The organism is Actinoplanes ianthinogenes, assembly GCF_018324205.1.
Classification (GTDB): Bacteria; Actinomycetota; Actinomycetes; order Mycobacteriales; family Micromonosporaceae; genus Actinoplanes; species Actinoplanes ianthinogenes.
The window spans coordinates 793510-809634 of the sequence record NZ_AP023356.1 but is presented as its reverse complement, the minus strand read 5'-3'; the positions used below and the strand labels follow the sequence as shown (position 1 = coordinate 809634).

The window sequence follows — 16125 nt, the reverse complement described above, 5'->3', positions numbered from 1 at the left end:
TTGCGCGTATGACTGAGGCGTGACGGGTGAGCACGCCGCGCTGCTCTCGGCAGCCGGATTCGACCTGGTCGGCCAGGTCTTCGGCAGCACCGTGATGCAGATCGGCTGGGCCGGCTGGTCCGGCTGCGGCTGGCGGCCCGGTTACCTGGGCCCGGCGGTCCTGCCGCCGCGGTCGACCGGGTTCGCGGCGTACTCCTCGGCGCTGCGCACCGGCCGGTTCACCGCCCTGGACCGGATGCGCCGCCAGGCCGTCGCGCTCGGCGCCGACGGTGTGGTGGGGGTGCGGCTCACCGAGCAGCCGAGGGACGAGCAGAAACGCGAGTTCACCGCGGTCGGCGCCGCGGTGCGCTCGCGCGGGCGGCAGCGGCCCGGCACTCCGTTCACCACCGATCTCGGCCCGGCCGACGTCGCGAAGCTGCTGGCCGCGGGCTGGGTGCCGGCGGGGGTCGTCTACGGGCTCGAGGTCGCGGTCCGGCACGACGACTGGCGGACCGCCTCCTCGCTCGGCTTCCTGGTCGGCAACACCGAGATGGCCGGGTACACCGAGCTGCTCACCCACGTCCGGGCCCAGGCCCGGCGGGATTTCGCCGGCCGGGTGGCCGCGCTGGGCGCCGACGCCGCGCTGATGTCCGGGCTCCGGTCGCGGACGTGGGCGATCGAGGTCGGGGAGCGCCACACCGACCGGGCCGCCTCGTGCCTGATGACCGGCACCGCGATCGCCCGGTTCCGCACCGGACGCCGGCCCGTCCCGGCCGGCCTCACCGTCCTGCCGCTACGGAGCAGCCGATGACCGTCACCACCCCCGGCGTCCCCGACGACGCCATGCGCCGCCTCGCGCAGATGCGCCCCGGCCAGCCGACCAGCCTGTTCACCTCGGACCTGAGTGTCAACGAGTTCCTGCTGGTGCGCGAGGCCGGGTTCCGGCCGCTCGGCCTGGTGCTCGGGTCGAGCATCTACCACGTCGGCATCCAGCTCGGCCGGTGGAGCCAGAACCGCGAGCTCGACCAGCTGTCCCAGGCGATGTACCACGCCCGGGAGCTGGCGATGACGCGGATGGAGGCGGAGGCCGACGCGCTCGGCGCCGACGGCATCGTCGGGGTGCGGCTCGACATCGAGTTCAAGGAGTTCGGCTCGGAGCTGGCCGAGTTCATCGCGATCGGCACGGCGATCCAGGCCGACGTCCCGCCGGAGTCCGGCACCTGGCGCAACAGACACGGCAAGCCGTTCACCAGCGACCTGTCCGGGCAGGACTTCTGGACGTTGATCCAGGCCGGGTACACGCCGGTCGGCATGACCATGGGTAGCTGCGTCTACCACATCGCCCACCAGCGTTTCTGGCAGGCGATGGGCAACATCGGACAGAACGTGGAGATCCCGCAATACACCGAAGCGCTCTACGACGCCCGGGAGCTGGCCATGAGCCGGATGCAGGCGGAGGCCGAGGACCTCGGCGCGGAGGGCATCGTCGGCGTGCGGATGCTCTCCACCTCGCACCGCTGGGGCGGGCACACCACCGAGTTCTTCGCGATCGGCACCGCCGTCCGCCCGCTCCGCCCGGACCACGTCATCGCCAAACCGCAGCTCGTGCTGCCGCTGACCGACCGATGACCGCCGAACTCGGCCCGACCGGCGACCTGCACCTGATCGCCGCCGCGCTGCGCGCCGACCGCGCCGACGTCGAGTCGTACACCCGGGTGCTGCTCACGGTCCTCGGCGACGCGTTGCCGCCGGGCCTGGTCCAGGTGGACCGCGAACGGACACTCGCCGACCGCCTCAGCGGCCGCCCGGGCACTCCGGTGTCACTGACCGTCACCACGCCCGACGAGCGGCTCGTGCTGCGCCGGGAGCCGCACGGGGTGCGTCCGGAGATCCGCCGCATCGTGCACGGCGTCGCCATCAGCCGCGCCACGGTCACCCTCGACGACTGGCTGCTCGCCCTGGCCGCCGTCCTGTCCCGCCTCGCCGCCGACTCCACCGCCGCCCGCGCGGCCCTCGGCAGACTGCTCGGCTGAGGACCGCCGCCCGCTGCCCGGTCCGCTGTCGCCCGCGATCCGCCGCTTGACGGTACGGCCGGAGCGAGCCACCACGGGCCGTCGGCGTCGGGGGCGCCGCTGAGGGCGTACCGGAAACCGGTGGCCGTGGGCGGAGGCGGCCCGGCGGCGGACGGATGGTTTTCAGTCGAGGGGTGCGTACCAGTGGGCGCCGGTGAGCAGGATGCGAGTGCCGAGGTTGCGGTTCCAGGTCACCTGGATGCCGTGTTTCTGCAGGACCGGGAAGACGACGTCATCCATCAGATGCTCGACTTCGGACTGGTAGCGGGCCTGTTTCTCCTCCTGGGACAGCGCTTCGTAGGCGGCCGCGTCGAGGTCGGCGGGTGGGTAGGCGCCGTAGCCGACGTAGACCGAACCGTTGTCACTCTCGGCCAGCGACTCGGTGTCCTGCTGGTGGTACCAGAGGTAGCCGCGCCAGTGCCGGGAGTCGTCGCGTTCGTCGTGGATCTCGGCGGCGGCGCAGGTGCCGCAGCAGGTGAAGTCCTCGCGTGCCAGCACGCCGAGGTCGTTGAGCTCGTCGAAGGCCAGCGTGAGGTTGCTGTTCACCTCGCCGAACCCGCGCTGCTGGTCGCGGCGGACGTCGAGCGCCTTCGTGTACGCGTCCTCCAGCTCCTCCTCGGTGGCGCCGTGACGACCCTCGTCGAGATAGTCGACGAACTCCGCGGGATCGTCCTCGCCGCGGACGATCCAGGCCCAGATCTCGTCCTCGATCTCGGTGCGACCGGGCTCGTCGATGTGGTCGGGGAGGAAACGGACGCCGTCGGGGCGATCGTTGTAGGGCCATGCGCTCATCGGGGGATCATGACATGCGCCGATCCCGCGCGAGGTCCCGCAGGTCACCGGCGGGCGTCGTACGAAAAGCTGGTTTTGATCGTGGTTTCACTGGCGGAAACAGGTTTGCTGTGGAAACCTATTGGCATGACCACAGAATCGGTGCCGGCCGAGGGCGACGCCCGCCGGCTGTTGACGGAGGTGCACGGCCTCACCCGCCGGGTGCGTGTCGATCAGCGGGTCACCTGGCTCGCGCTGTCGGTGCTGGCCGCGGTGACCTTCATCGCCATCCCGTTCGACTACTTCTTCCTCGACCTGGACTGCACCCCCGACGGCGCGTGCAAGTTCGACCGGCAGGGCGTGCTGTATTTCTGGCCCGCCGGCCTGCTGCTGGCCTACGCGGTGATCGCCTACGGCTACACGCGGATCGCCCGGACACGGGGGCTGGGCACCCGGGTGCTGCCCTACGTCTACACCGGTGTCGCGCTGGCCGGCGCCTTCCTGGCCTCCTGGATCGCCTTCCGGATCTTCGTGAATGTCGAGGCCGTCGACCACCCGTTGCCGTCCTGGATGATGGTCCTGGACCGGCTGATCGCGCCGTGGGGCATCATCGGCGTCGCGCTGCTCGTGCTCGCCCGGATCGAGCGCAACCTCGGGCTGCTCCTGTTCACCCTCGGCTACCTGGTGATGGTCCTGGTGCCGGTGGACTTCGGCTGGCGCTGGAGCGGGCAGGAGCGCACCGGGTTCCTGCCGCAGCAGATCATCTACGGCACCGTGCTGCTGCTCGGCGCGATCGGTTTCGGCCTGGCCGCACGGCGGCGGCGATGACCGCGGAGAGCGCCCACCCCGCCCTCGGGCTCGACGAGGTGGTGCACCAGCGGGTCCGCCTCGGCATCCTGGCCATCGTGCACGAGGCGCGCCGGGTCGAGTTCGGTTACCTGCGCACCCAGCTCGACCTGACCGCGGGGAACCTGTCGAAGCATCTGAGCGTGCTGGAGACGGCCGGGCTGATCGAGGTGGAGAAGGGTTACGAGGGCAAGCGCGGCCGGACCTGGCTCACGCTCACGCCGGCCGGGGAGAGCGCGCTCGCCGCGGAGATCGGCCGCCTCAAGCAGCTCATCGACCGGGTGGGCCTGGCCACGTCGGAGTGATCTCGCGCATCGAAGATGCGGTAACCTCGCCGGGGCCGGTGATGGACGCACGGTGAGCGGCGCGGTGACGACTCCAACCCGGGCCCAACGGTCGTTCGATGTGGAATGCCTGGCCGATGACGTGGTTGCCCGGTCGCTCTATGTTGACCGGGTGGTCACGGTCGCAACGATCGGCTTCTGTGCCGGCGCGCTGCTGGTGGGCGCGGCGGGCATCTTCGTCCTCCTCCATCTGGGCAACCATCGCGAGGTGCGCACGCTGCGCCGGGTCCGTCCGGCGCCGATCGCGTCGTGGAACAGCGGGCGGGTCGCGGCGCAGGCCCGCACCGAGTACGGCCCGGCCGGTCACCAGGTCGGCCCGGTCAGCGGCGAGGACTGCGTCTGGTACCACGTGGTGCTGCGCCGCGAGCCCAGCCGCCGCTCCTCCGACGACAGCTACGACCTGCTGCTCGACATCACCGCGCCCGGCTGGCCGGCGATCGCGGACGCCAGCGGCCGGATCCCGGTCGACCCGCGAGGCCTGGACGAGCCTCTGCGCGGTGAGCCGGTGGCGACCGAGGCGACCCGGATCACCTATCGCCGATCGGACCCGGTGCGGCTGCCCGCGGTCGTCCCGCCCGACATCGTCGACAGCCTGCGCAAGCACGAGCACCTGGAGCTGACCGAGGTGCGGATGCCGCGCGGCGTGGCCGTGTTCGCCCTGGGCCGGGTCACCGCCGACGGCCTGCGCCCGGCGTATTTCACCACTCGCACCCGGGCCGAGGCGCTCGCCGCCCGGATCGACGACCTCGGCCTGGCGCGCCGCCTGATCGCCGGGTTCGGCCTGACCGGGCTGCTGCTGACTGGCGGCGCGGTGGTGATTCTGCGCAATCTGTCCTGATGGAACATGTGCCGGTGGTGATCGTCGGGGCCGGTCCGACCGGGCTCACCGCCGCCCTGATGCTGGCCCGTCGCGGCGTCGAGTGCCTGGTCCTGGACCGCTTCCCGGAGCCGTATCCGCTGCCCCGCGCCGTCCACTTCGACGACGAGGTGTTCCGGATCTTCGCCGATCTCGGGCTCGCCGAGGAGCTGCGCGCGATCTCCCGGCCGGCCCCCGGCATGCAGCTGGTCGACCCGGCGATGCGGGTGCTCGCCGAGTTCACCCGGGATCCGGTCGGGCCGCACGGCTTCCCGCAGGCCAACATGTTCGACCAGCCCGACCTGGAGCGCCTGCTCCGCGCCCGGTTGCGGCAGCTGCCGCGCGCCACGATGCGCTTCGGGAGTTTGGTGTACGCCGTGAGCCAGCCACCATCCGGCCCCGTCTGCGTCCGTTATCGATCAGTCGACGGCGTCGCGGGCGAGGTGTGGGCGGACGCGGTGCTCGGCTGCGACGGTGCCAACAGCGTGGTCCGCGAGTCGATCGGCGCGGGCTGGGCCGATCTGGGTTTCCGGCAGACGTGGCTGGTTGTGGACGCCGTGTCGCCGGAGCCGCTGGACACCTACGACGGTGTGCAGCAGGTGTGTGATCCGGTGCGGGCGGCCACGTTCATGATGGTCACGCCGGGGCGTTACCGCTGGGAGTTCCTCGCCCGGGAGCCGATCGACGTGCCGGCCCGCATCCGCCCCTGGCTCGGCGCGACGGACCCGGCGTCGCTGACGATGCTGCGGGAGACCGAGTACACCTTCCGCGGCGCGGTCGCGGATCGCTGGCAGGAGCGCCGGGTGTTCCTGCTCGGCGACGCGGCGCACCTGACACCACCGTTCATCGGGCAGGGGATGTGCGCCGGGATCCGCGACGCGGCCAACCTGACCTGGAAACTCGCCCTGGTGCTGGACGGGCTCGCCGACGAGCGTCTGCTCAGGACCTATGAGGGGGAGCGGCGGCCGTACGCCACAACGATGATCCGGATGGCGATGCTGATCGGCTGGGTGATGACCGGTGGCAGCCGCCGGTCCGCGCCGCTGCGCCGCGCCGCGCTGCGGACCCTGACCAGGCTGCCCGGCGCGGAGAGGCGGGCCACGACGATCGTCTGGCCCGCCTTCGGTCGCGGTCCGCTGGTCGGTCGCGGCGGCGGCCGCCTGTGCCCGGCCCGGCTCGATCCGACGCTGGGTGACGGATTCGCGCTGCGTGATGCCGGCACGCCCGGGGCGCTGCTGATCCGTCCGGATCGGATCGTGATGGCGGCCGGTCGCGGCGCCCATCCGAGGATGCTCGCCGCCGCCGGTATCGATCCGCGAGTGTGTGATCGTCCATGACCACGGACGCTACCGGCGGGGTACGACAGAACTGAGCGCCGGTCAGCGGCGGCCGGTGGAAAGCGCGACGAGGAACTGGCCGCCGCCCGCGTCCACGCTCACGGTCACCGGCAGGCCGGGGACGAGGCGGGCGAAGCGGTCGGCCAGCCACGCCGCGGCCTCCTCGGCGTCCTTCTCGGTCGGGCAGCGGGCGACGAGCTCGCGGCCACCCTTGCGCTCCAGGCGCTCGGCGACCGTGATCAGCGGCGCCGGCTCGACCACGCGCAGCCGGTCCGGCCAGGCGATGACCACTTTGACCGCGCCCTTGCGGGAGTTGCAGGCGCGGTGCGCCAGGCGCTCGGCGACCTTGGCCTTCCGGTCGGCGGTGCGGCTGTCGACGCTGGGGCCGCGCGCATCGTTCACCGACTTGTCGGGGTCGACCGGCTCGTCACAGACCCAGCACCGCCAGCCGTCACGTGCCGCAACATCTTCCAGAAGACTCACCGGACCAACCTACCGCCCGAGTTTTTGTCGTACCGCTCCGATACAACTGGCGCACTCGATCGCGAGGGAGGGATTGGTTGTGACAAGTGACGGCGTCGCCTACGAGCGGCGCAGCTCAGCACCGGTCATCGCGCCGGTGCAGGCGCGAAAGCTGGCCAAGGTGCCGTTCGTCGAGCTGGCCGACGGGCGCCTGCAGGGCGTGGTGTCCAGCGGCTCCGACATCGAGCGGGTCTACGTCTCGTCGATCACGGCGGGTGACCACGGCCTGAGCTGCAACACCAACAACAACCGTCCGTGCGGTGGCCTCTCCGGCGGCACCTACGCGTGCAACCACATCCGGGCGCTGGCCGACGCCGCCGTCGCGCAGTACGGGCTGACCCGGGTGGCCCGCTATCTGCGGGCGGAGCTCGCCGACGGCAGCGACAACCTGTGGTCCGCCCTGCACACCACCACCGCGCCGAACCGGGCCGCCGAGGTGTTCGCCAGCTTCCTGCGCCACCTGGCCTATCTCGAGGTCGCCCCGACCACCGACCCGCTCGCCGAGTTGCAGTGGTTCCCGGCCGCCGGGGTGGTGCGCTGATGCTCGCCCTCCGAGAGGTTCCCGACGGTCTGCACGAGGCGCTCGCCTTGGTGGACGGTCTCGACGACGCCCTGGTGCAGGGCCTGGCCCGGATCGACGAGGAGCGGGCCGCCGCTCTGGAATCGCTGGCCGCCGCCTTCGCCGGCTCGCCGCTGGCCGAGCGGGTCGCCGACGCGGTCGGCAAGATCATCGCCGGTACGGTGACCGACGAGCACCTGGCCACCCTGGCCGGCGCCCGCGTCGCCCTCCTCGGCGCCGCCCACGACGCGTTGCTGGCCGGTCTCGACGCGGCGCTCGGGCGCACCCGTGCACCGTTCGCCGCTGCGGCCGAGTCCGATTCTGGTCAGCTGCTGGCCGGGAGCCGGTCCTGGCTGCGCGAGCTGGCCATCGCGGGCTGGCGCGGCGTCGACCACGAGCTGGCCGGTGGCGCCGCCCAGGCCGTGCAGTCGCTGCTCGGCACGCCCGGCGGTCGTCGCCTCGCGGTGCTGCTCGACGGGTTCTCGGCCGAGCTGCGCGCCGCCGCGCCGGTGGCCACCCTGCCGCGGGTGCCGGTGCGCCGGTGGGCCGACCTGTGGAGCCGCGCGCTGCTGCTCTCCCAGGAGGCGTTTCCGGCCGCCGCGGCGGTCCCGGTCGACGGGCGGTTCGTCGTCCTCGGCGTCGACCTGCACGAGCACCCGACCGTGTTCCGGGCACAGGCGCACGGACTGCTGGAGACCGCCGACGGCACCGTCCGGCTGGTCCGCACCAGCGTCGCGGCGGCCAAGGTGGACACCATCAGCGGCCCGTCGGCGTGGCGGATGCTGACCGCCTTCCCGATCTTCCGGGGCGTGCTGGCCGAGCACCGCACGGTCGAGGTGTCCGGCATGGCGCTCACCGCCGCCGGCGACCTGATCTGGGACGAGACGAAAGCGGCCGCCGGCGAGCCGGCCGACCCGTTCGCGGCAGCCCGGGTGCGGCTCGGCACCTGCTCCTTCTCGTCCGCCGCGCCGCTCGACCGGCATCCAGGCGTCCTCGCCGAGCTGGTGCTGCTGGAGGGGTACGGGCATGCCGAGGGTGCGTTCGACCTCGGTGGCGGGGTGACGGTGGCGCTCGACCTGGACCGGCTGCCGGCCGCCGGCCCGCTGACCCCGGCGCTGGTGGCCGCCTCGACCGCCTGCCTCGGCCTGCTCCGCTGGGACGGGCGGTGGCTGCTGCAGCCCTTGGCCGTGCAGGCCGTGGTCCGCAAGAAGCCGGTCGCGGCACACACCGGTGACTGGGCGCTCGGACCGACCGAGGCCAAGGCCGCCAAGGCGGAGGCGACCGCCGGCACGGCCGTCGACGTGCTGCGCGAGCGCGCGGGAAGGCTGCTGCGGAAATGACCCCGGACGAGACCCGCAGACAGGTTCTCTACTGGCGACTGATCGCCCGGCTCTTCGATCCCGAGGAGCAGGCGACCCTGGAGTCCGGCAGCATGGCGATCGTCGGCGACCTCGGGTTGCCCGCCGCGCTGCTCGACCCGTCGGTCTCGGTCGACACCGTGGTGCAGCGCTTCCCCGGCCTGGAGGCCGAGTTCGACGGCCTGATGACGTCGCCCGGCGACGACCGCGAGGGCGAGGTGCGCCGCGCCGCGCTGGTGTCGAAACTGCTGCTCAACGTGTTCACCACCGGCTCCGGGAACGTGACCGCCGAGCAGCTGCAACGCTGGCAGGCGGATGCCGGCTGGTTCGAGCGGGCGATGGGCTGCCAGCCCGGGCAGCTGCGCGGCCGCGGCGCCGGCAACGACTCGAACGGCATCGGCGGCACGCTGGCCGGGATCGAGGGCGACCTGGTCAGCCGGATGCGGCTGCGCGAGGTGCTGGCCGACAACCGGCTGGCGAAACAGCTGACCCCGAGCATGTCGCTGATCGAGCAGCTGCTGCGCGACAAGGACAACCTCGACGGCGTCGCGCTGGCCAACGCGAAAGCGCTGATCCGCAAGTTCGTCGACGAGGTGGCCGAGGTGCTGCGCACCCAGGTGGCTCAGGCCAGCACGGGGACCATCGACCGGTCCGTCCCGCCGAAAAGGATCTTCCGGAACCTCGATCTGGACCGCACGATCTGGAAGAACCTGCCGAACTGGAGCCCGGACGACGAGCGGCTTTACGTCGACCGGCTCTACTACAAGCAGACCGCCAAGCGCATCGAGCCGGCCCGGCTGATCGTGGTGGTCGACCAGTCCGGCTCGATGGTCGACGCGATGGTCAACTGCACCATCCTCGCCTCGATCTTCGCCGGCCTGCCCAAGGTCGACGTCCACCTGATCGCGTACGACACCCGGGCGCTCGACCTGACCCCGTGGGTGCACGACCCGTTCGAGGTGCTGCTGCACACTCATCTGGGCGGTGGCACCGACGGCACGGTCGCGCTCGACCTGGCCCGGCCGAAGATCACCGATCCGCGCAACACCGTGGTCGTCTGGATCTCCGACTTCTACGAGTGGCAGGAGCAGGCCGTCTTCACCGGCATGCAGGCCATCCACCGCGCCGGGGTCAAGTTCATCCCGGTCGGCTCGGTCAGCAGCGGCGGCCACCAGAGCGTCAATCCGTGGTTCCGGCAGCGCTTCAAGGACCAGGGCACCCCGGTCCTGTCCGGCCACATCAAGAAGCTCGTCACCGAGCTCAAGAACTTCCTCGTCTGAGCACCCCTTAGGAGACCCCCGATGTCTGACATGCTGCGTGCCCCCGCCGAGATCAAGTACGCCGAGGAGCTGGACTGGCTGGAGTCGATCGACGACGGCCCGAAACCGTTCTCCTGGCGGCTCAGCCCCAAGATGGTGCGGCTGTTCATCCTCGGCTCGGAGCGCGCCGACGGGCTGGACCGGGAGATCGAGCAGAAGTGGTACGGCGACCGCAGCTTCGTCGAGCGCTCGATCGTCACCCTCGCCTCCGACCGCGGCCTGCTGCTGATCGGCGACCCCGGCACCGGCAAGAGCTGGCTCGCCGAGCTGCTCTCCGCCGCGATCAGCCGTAACTCGACGCTGGTCGTGCAGGGCACGGCCGGCACCACCGAGGACCACATCAAGTACTCGTGGAACGTGTCGATGGTCATCGCCAAGGGCCAGTCCCGCGCCTCGATGATCCCGTCGCCGATCATGACGGCGATGGAGAGCGGCGTGATCGGCCGGTTCGAGGAGCTGACCCGGTCCACCAGCGACGTGCAGGACGCGCTGATCTCCATCCTCTCCGAGAAGTACGTGTCGATCCCGGAGCTCGACGACGACAACATCGTCTTCGCCAAGCCCGGCTTCAGCATCATCGCCACCGCCAACAGCCGCGACCGCGGCGTCAACGACCTGTCGTCGGCGCTGAAGCGGCGCTTCAACTTCGTCCGCATCCCGGTGGTGACGAACAAGAAAAGCGAGGCGGAGATCGTCCGGTTCCGCACCGAGGAGCTACTGCGCCGGCACAACATCGAGCTGGAGGTGCCGCCCACCCTGCTCGACGTGCTGCTGCAGAGCTTCGCCGACCTGCGCGCCGCGTCGGCGTCGGCGACCAGCGACGACGAGCGCCTCGAGTCGGCGCTGTCCACCGCCGAGCAGATCGGTGTCCTGGAGGACGCGATCCTGCACAGCAACTTCTTCGGCGCCAGCGCGCTGACCTCGGAGACGCTGGCCGGCTCGCTGGTCGGTTCGCTCGCCCGGCGCAGCCCGGAGGACCTCGCCATCCTGAACAAGTACTGGCACGGCGTGATCGAGCCGCGGGCCAAGGAGAAGAGCGGCGAGTGGGACGGCTTCCTGGACGGCGGGCGCAAGGCGATTGCGACGCTGTCGTGACCAATCCCTTCGATCCGCTGCGCGCGCAACTGCTAGGCGCCGCCGAGTCGCTGGCGGACGGCCCGGCGGCGCTGCCGGAGATCCTTGCCGGAATCGTCGACGATGTCGACCACGCCTTGCGGGAACCTTTGGAGATCTTCCCGGTCTGTCACCATTCGCCGGCTTCCGCGCTGGCCATGCTCCGGCGGCTGCGGGAGAAACAGCCCAAGGTCATCTATCTGGAGCTGTGCGAGGACCTGCAACCGCTGCTGACCGAGCTGCGCAACTGCCGGCTCCCGGTGGCGCTGCAAGCCTTCGCCTCCGAACTGGACGGGTTTCCCAAGGAGTCCGCCCCGCTGTCGGTGATCGCGCCGATCACCGAGGCGTCCGCGGAGTACCAGGCTGTTTCGTACGCGCTGGACACCCCCGGCGTCGAACTGGTCCTGGTGGACCGGTCCACCGACCACGTGTTCCAGTGGCAGCCCGACCTCGAGGGGCACGCCGAGGCCACCGAGCCGGAGGAGGATCTGCACGGCGACGCGGTCGGTGTGGAGATCGGTGACCTGCGGCCCCGGTTCGCCGAGCTGGAGGAGCACCTGCTGCACCACGGGCGGGTGCGGCACTGGTCCGAGTGGTGGGACCAGTATGTGGAGCAGCCGCTGGCCGGGGCCGACCACGAGACGTACCGGCAGGTGATGACGCTGGTCGGCAGCCTGTTCCGGCGGCTGGCCCCGCACGACACCAAGCGGTATGCCAGCGACGAGGACCGGGAACGCTACATGTGGACCCGGATCCGCCAGCACCTCGCCGCGACCGGCACGGACCCGGCCGACGGGCTCTACATCTGCGGCGCCTTCCACGCCGCCAGCCGGCTGCCGGAGGTCGGCTCGGCGCCCGGCACGCCGGACTTCGCGATCACCCCGCGGACCGCGACCACCTGGCTCTACGGGCTGATCCCGTCCAGCCACTCGGCGATCGAGGCCCAGTTCGGCCTGGCGCCCGGCTCGGTGTCGATCGCGGCCGCCACCTGGGAGAAACAGCTGGCGAAACTCCGCCTCACGCCGTTCCGGCTGGAGGGACAGAAAGGCGGGAAGAGGAAGGCGAAGGCGGACCTGCCGCTGCCGGCCGCGTCGTCCGGGCCGGTCGCCGACCACCTCACCGGCTACCTCGCCGGGCCGCCCGCGCTCGACGGCCTCGACGAGGAGGAGCTGCGCGGCTGGTGCGTCGACATCGTCCGGCTGGCCCGGCGCAACGGTTACTTGGCGAGCACGGCCGACGCGATCGCGGTGTTCGAGACGTCGATCCTGCTGGCCGGGATGCGGGGACGGGCGCGGCCGACGCCGTACGACTTCCAGGACGCCGCGGTCACCTGCATCGAGAAGGACAGCGTGCCGGGCCGCCGCGACGTGCGGCGGCTCTGCGAGATCCTGCTCGGCGGCGATCGGATCGGCCAGGTCGGGTACGACGCGTTGCCGCCGCTGGCCCGCGACGTCTACGACCGGCTCGCCCCGCTGGAGCTGAACCTGGAGCAGCGCAGCATCCAGCGCGCGCTGCTCGACCTGGCCGCCCGGCCCGAGCTGGCGCCGTGCTCGCAGCTGCTCTGGATGCTGCGTTACCTGCTGCCCGACCAGGCGGTCCGGCCGATCATGGGCAGCCGCAAGCTGGGCGAGAAACACATCCAGGAGAGCTGGGACCTCGACCTGGGCCGCCACCAGCGGACCATCATCGAGCTGGGCTACGAGGGCGTCACCGTCGAGCAGGTCCTGGAGCAGCGGCTGCGCCGCGACGCCTGGGATCCGAAAGCGACCACGGCCACCGCGCTCAAAGCGGTGGAGAACTCGATGCTGTTCCTTCAGAGCCCGCGGCTCACCGACGAGCTGGGCGCCCGCGCGGTCGAGCTGCTCGCGGCCGAGCGGACCGTCGACGACGCGCCGGACGTGCTGCGGCGCATCCGGCGGTTGCTCGGGCACTACCGGGCCACCACGCCGGTGCTGCCGTCCTGGTGCGAGCGGTTCGTGACCCAGGGGTACGCGCACTACTGCACCCTGCTGCCGACCGCGTTCGTCGACGAGGACACCGGGGTCCGGCAGGTCGGGGCGATGCTCGGCTTCCTGTTCAGCATGGAGAGCCTGGCACTCTCCCTGGGCTGCGACCGGACCCAGCTGGAGATCGCCGTCCGGCAGTCACACCCGGAGACCCCGGCCAAGATCGCCCTGCTCTGGGCGGCCCGCAACCAGCTCGGTGACCTGTCATCGGCCGACCTGCGGGACCGGGTCGACGAGTTGCTCGGCAACCCGCTCGTGGTGCCGGCGTTCCCGCAGTACGTGAGCGGGTTCGTGCAGGCTCTCGACCCGGTGCCGCGGCTGGCGCCGTTCGTGGTGGAGACGCTGTCCAAGGCGTTCGGCCGGCTGCCCGACCCGGTCCTGCTGCCCTGGCTGCCAAACTTGATCAGGACACTCAAGCAGCAGGCGGCGGAGCTGGTCCCGGTTCTCACCCGCGAGGCCGGGCGGACCTTCCCCGGGACACTGCCGGCGATCGACGCGTGGACACCGCCGTGGCTCGCCCGCCGACCGTCGGCGCCCGCCGCCGGAGCGGCAGCCGAGCAGATCCCGGCGACCGGTCCGGCCGGGGCCCTCCTGGCCGGTCATCCGGCGACCGCGGATGCGGTGGCCGGGTTGCTGGGCTGCACGGGGGAGTGGAGCGCGGCGGCGGACATCGCGGAGAGCCCCGGTCCGGCGGTGCTGCTGACCGCCTTCCCGGCGACTGCGGAGGCCGTCGCGACGCTGATCGGCGCCTGAGGGGACGCTGTGGCACCGGTTGCCCAGGCAACCGGTGCCGATCCCTCAACTCCGGGCGGGAGCAGCCGACAGGCCTGGTCGGCAAGGGAGGAACCTTGAGCGCTGACCCGCACCACGACCCGAGCGGCCCGATCCGCACACCCGCCCCCGCAGGGCCGGCGGGCCGCGATGCCGCGTCAGCCGGGCGGGTGCCGGCGGCCGACGGGCGTGGCGCTACGCCGGTCGAGCAGGTGCCGGCGGCGGTGGTTCGTCCGGGTGGCGGGCCGGCGGGCCGCGATGCCGCGTCGGCCGGGCGGGTGCCGGCGGCCGACGGGCGTGGCGCTACGCCGGTCGAGCAGGTGCCGGCGGCGGTGGTTGGTCCGGGTGGCGGGACCGCGGGGCGCCAGGCAGTGCCGGCCGGGCGGGTGCCCGCCGGTGCGCCGCGGCCCGACGACGAGGGCGCGGCGCGGTGGCGTCGGGCGGCGCTGGCCGCCTACTACGTTGCGCTGATGCTGGCCAACTGCCTCATGCTCACCGGGACGGCCCGCATCGTTCTCACCTCCCTGGCCGGAGCGACCGCGGTCCTGCTGCTGACCGCCGCCGCCCGCGGGGCCGGCCCGCGCGGGACCGGCCGCGGCTGGGAGAACCTGGCCTACATCCCGGTCATGGTCGCCGTCGGGCAGGTCGCGATCACCGGCCAGCTGCACTACACCACCACCCTGCTGCTGACCCTGGTCGGCGTCGGCGGGGCGGTCCCGGCCCGGCGCACCGCGGCCCTGGCCGGCCTGCTCGGCTGCGCCGGCTGGGCGGCCGCGGTCGCCGTCGACGAGCGGCTGCGGACCCCGGAGCTGGGCTATTACGCCGCGCAGATGGGCATGGCCGCACTGCTCGGCGTCATCCTGCACGAGGCGCTCCGGCGCCGGCAGCGGGACCTGCGGGTGGCCCGGGACGAGCTCGCCGTGGTGCTCGAGCGCTTCGAGAACCTGTTCCAGGCATCCCCGGCCGGGGTCGGCATCACCGACGAGCAGGGCGTGTTCGTCGCGGTCAACCCGGCGTTCTGCAAGCTGGTCGGGGTCCCGGCGGACGAACTGGTCGGGGCGAGCAGTCACGCCTACGCCGACCCCGGCACGGAGATCGACCCGGCCGGGCGCGAGATGCGTTATGTCCGGCCGGACGGCACCGTGTGCTGGGCCTGGCTGACCGTGCGGCGCACCGGCGTGCTCGACCGCACCGACACCCGGCACTGGATGCTGATCCACCTGCACGACGTCACCGACCGGCACGTCGCCGAACGCACCGTCCGCGAGTCGGACCGGCTGCTGGCCGCGGTCTCGGCCGCCGCCCGGCGGATCCGCACCGGCGAGGACGCCCGCGACACGATCATCGAGGCGGTCCGCGAGCTGGCCGAGGCCGACGCGGTCAGCCTGCTCGAACCGGACGGCACCGACCTGGTGGTGACCGGCGAGGTCGGCGCCGCGGTGGCCGGCACCCGGGTGCCGATGGACAGCACCTCGATGATCGCGACCGTGTACCGGGACGGGCAGCCGGTCTTCCTCGCCGACCCGAGCCGCGACCCGCGGGTGTCGGCGGCCCTGCTGCGCCTGGTCGGCGCCCGCTCGATGATGTGGCAGCCGGTGATCGCCGACGGCCGGGTCGTCGCCATGCTGACGGTGAGCTGGCGGACCCGGGTCACCTCGGTCAGCGACCTGCGCGCCCGGGCGGTCGCGCTGCTCGCCGACGAGACCGCGCTCGCCCTGGAGCACGAGCGGCTGCTGTCGCGGCTGGAGCGGATGGCGTACACCGACACGCTGACCGGGCTGTCGAACAGGCGGGCCTGGCAGGCCGGCTTCGCCGAGCTGCTCTATGCGGCCCGCGCCCAGGGGCAGCCGCTGACCGTTGCCATCGCCGACCTGGACCACTTCAAGCGGTACAACGACACCTACGGCCACCCGGCCGGTGACGACCTGCTGATCGCCGCGGCGGCCGCGTTCCGGGCCCAGCTGCGCGACGGCGATCTGATCGCCCGCTGGGGCGGTGAGGAGTTCGTGATCGCGCTGCCCGGCTGCGGGGACGCGGCGGCCGCCGAGATCCTGGACCGGCTTCGCTCGGCGACGCCCGCCGCTCAGACGTGCAGCGTCGGCTACGCCGTGTGGAACGGCGCCGAGTCGTGCGAGCGCCTGCTGGAACGCGCCGACCACGCCCTGTACGCCGCCAAGTCCGCCGGCCGGGACACCGTCCGCGGCGCGACGCCGGTGGCCGTCACGTCCGGAATGTGACGATCGCCTCATCAGTCGGCCGAATCCGCCGATCG

15 protein-coding genes are annotated in these 16125 nt (G+C 72.3%); 13 read left to right on the top strand and 2 right to left on the bottom strand.

Annotation, left to right across the window (positions count from 1 at the left end):
- Positions 1-19: 19 nt before the first annotated feature.
- The 3 genes from Aiant_RS03745 to Aiant_RS03735 are packed head-to-tail and all read left to right on the top strand — an operon-like array spanning position 20 to position 2012.
- Positions 20-790 (top strand): heavy metal-binding domain-containing protein, encoded by a 771-nt coding sequence (locus Aiant_RS03745; RefSeq protein ID WP_229830058.1) that lies wholly within the window; start codon positions 20-22, stop codon positions 788-790.
- Positions 787-1608, top strand: coding sequence for a heavy metal-binding domain-containing protein (locus Aiant_RS03740; RefSeq protein ID WP_189330949.1), 822 nt, complete (start codon positions 787-789; stop codon positions 1606-1608). Before Aiant_RS03745 ends, Aiant_RS03740 begins: the two co-directional genes overlap by 4 nt.
- Positions 1605-2012: a hypothetical protein gene (locus tag Aiant_RS03735; RefSeq protein WP_189330948.1), complete on the top strand. Its 408-nt coding sequence runs from the start codon at positions 1605-1607 to the stop codon at positions 2010-2012. The genes Aiant_RS03740 and Aiant_RS03735 overlap by 4 nt, the downstream gene beginning before the upstream one ends.
- A gap of 162 nt (positions 2013-2174) precedes the next feature.
- On the opposite strand, the gene Aiant_RS03730 is transcribed toward Aiant_RS03735, so the two are convergent.
- Positions 2175-2843, bottom strand: a complete 669-nt coding sequence (locus Aiant_RS03730) for a DUF6891 domain-containing protein (RefSeq protein WP_189330947.1) — start codon at positions 2841-2843, stop codon at positions 2175-2177.
- A gap of 126 nt (positions 2844-2969) precedes the next feature.
- Between Aiant_RS03730 and Aiant_RS03725 the strand changes: the two genes are divergently transcribed.
- The 4 genes from Aiant_RS03725 (at position 2970) to Aiant_RS03710 (ending at position 6205) form a co-directional block, all read left to right on the top strand.
- Entirely contained in the window at positions 2970-3650 is a 681-nt protein-coding gene (locus Aiant_RS03725; protein WP_189330946.1) for a hypothetical protein, read from the top strand.
- Entirely contained in the window at positions 3647-3973 is a 327-nt protein-coding gene (locus Aiant_RS03720) for a winged helix-turn-helix domain-containing protein (RefSeq protein WP_189330945.1), read from the top strand. Before Aiant_RS03725 ends, Aiant_RS03720 begins: the two co-directional genes overlap by 4 nt.
- A 151-nt stretch (positions 3974-4124) precedes the next feature.
- A complete protein-coding gene (locus tag Aiant_RS03715) occupies positions 4125-4850 on the top strand; it encodes a hypothetical protein (RefSeq protein WP_189330944.1) in 726 nt (241 codons plus the stop codon).
- Positions 4850-6205, top strand: a complete 1356-nt coding sequence (locus Aiant_RS03710; RefSeq protein ID WP_189330943.1) for a bifunctional 3-(3-hydroxy-phenyl)propionate/3-hydroxycinnamic acid hydroxylase — start codon at positions 4850-4852, stop codon at positions 6203-6205. The genes Aiant_RS03715 and Aiant_RS03710 overlap by 1 nt, the downstream gene beginning before the upstream one ends.
- A 42-nt stretch (positions 6206-6247) precedes the next feature.
- Here the strand turns inward: Aiant_RS03710 and Aiant_RS03705 are convergent, their stop codons facing one another.
- Complete coding sequence (locus tag Aiant_RS03705; protein ID WP_189330942.1) at positions 6248-6688, bottom strand: hypothetical protein; 441 nt, start codon at positions 6686-6688, stop codon at positions 6248-6250.
- Positions 6689-6767: 79 nt separating this feature from the next.
- Between Aiant_RS03705 and Aiant_RS03700 the strand changes: the two genes are divergently transcribed.
- The 6 genes from Aiant_RS03700 to Aiant_RS03675 all read left to right on the top strand — a co-directional run bounded on the left by Aiant_RS03700 (position 6768) and on the right by Aiant_RS03675 (position 16090).
- The gene (locus Aiant_RS03700) at positions 6768-7268 is read left to right on the top strand and encodes a hypothetical protein (protein WP_189330941.1); all 501 of its coding nucleotides are present in this window, start codon (positions 6768-6770) and stop codon (positions 7266-7268) included.
- Entirely contained in the window at positions 7268-8626 is a 1359-nt protein-coding gene (locus Aiant_RS03695) for a hypothetical protein (protein WP_189330940.1), read from the top strand. Before Aiant_RS03700 ends, Aiant_RS03695 begins: the two co-directional genes overlap by 1 nt.
- Positions 8623-9924 (top strand): vWA domain-containing protein, encoded by a 1302-nt coding sequence (locus Aiant_RS03690; protein ID WP_189330939.1) that lies wholly within the window; start codon positions 8623-8625, stop codon positions 9922-9924. Before Aiant_RS03695 ends, Aiant_RS03690 begins: the two co-directional genes overlap by 4 nt.
- A gap of 21 nt (positions 9925-9945) precedes the next feature.
- Positions 9946-11058 carry an ATP-binding protein gene (locus Aiant_RS03685; RefSeq protein ID WP_189330938.1) on the top strand — a complete coding sequence of 371 codons (1113 nt, stop codon included), beginning with the start codon at positions 9946-9948 and terminating at the stop codon, positions 11056-11058.
- A complete protein-coding gene (locus Aiant_RS03680) occupies positions 11055-13835 on the top strand; it encodes a DUF5682 family protein (RefSeq protein WP_189330937.1) in 2781 nt (926 codons plus the stop codon). Before Aiant_RS03685 ends, Aiant_RS03680 begins: the two co-directional genes overlap by 4 nt.
- A 95-nt stretch (positions 13836-13930) precedes the next feature.
- Positions 13931-16090 (top strand): GGDEF domain-containing protein, encoded by a 2160-nt coding sequence (locus Aiant_RS03675; RefSeq protein WP_229830057.1) that lies wholly within the window; start codon positions 13931-13933, stop codon positions 16088-16090.
- Positions 16091-16125: the final 35 nt, after the last annotated feature.

What these genes read in the sequence shown, in the direction of transcription:
- Aiant_RS03740 (WP_189330949.1), top strand. Translation starts at nt 787, where the DNA reads ATGACCGTCACCACCCCCGGCGTCCCCGACGACGCCATGCGCCGCCTC.
- Aiant_RS03735 (WP_189330948.1), top strand. Translation starts at nt 1,605, where the DNA reads ATGACCGCCGAACTCGGCCCGACCGGCGACCTGCACCTGATCGCCGCC.
- Aiant_RS03730 (WP_189330947.1), bottom strand. Translation starts at nt 2,843, where the DNA reads ATGAGCGCATGGCCCTACAACGATCGCCCCGACGGCGTCCGTTTCCTC.
- Aiant_RS03725 (WP_189330946.1), top strand. Translation starts at nt 2,970, where the DNA reads ATGACCACAGAATCGGTGCCGGCCGAGGGCGACGCCCGCCGGCTGTTG.
- Aiant_RS03720 (WP_189330945.1), top strand. Translation starts at nt 3,647, where the DNA reads ATGACCGCGGAGAGCGCCCACCCCGCCCTCGGGCTCGACGAGGTGGTG.
- Aiant_RS03710 (WP_189330943.1), top strand. Translation starts at nt 4,850, where the DNA reads ATGGAACATGTGCCGGTGGTGATCGTCGGGGCCGGTCCGACCGGGCTC.
- Aiant_RS03695 (WP_189330940.1), top strand. Translation starts at nt 7,268, where the DNA reads ATGCTCGCCCTCCGAGAGGTTCCCGACGGTCTGCACGAGGCGCTCGCC.
- Aiant_RS03690 (WP_189330939.1), top strand. Translation starts at nt 8,623, where the DNA reads ATGACCCCGGACGAGACCCGCAGACAGGTTCTCTACTGGCGACTGATC.
- Aiant_RS03685 (WP_189330938.1), top strand. Translation starts at nt 9,946, where the DNA reads ATGTCTGACATGCTGCGTGCCCCCGCCGAGATCAAGTACGCCGAGGAG.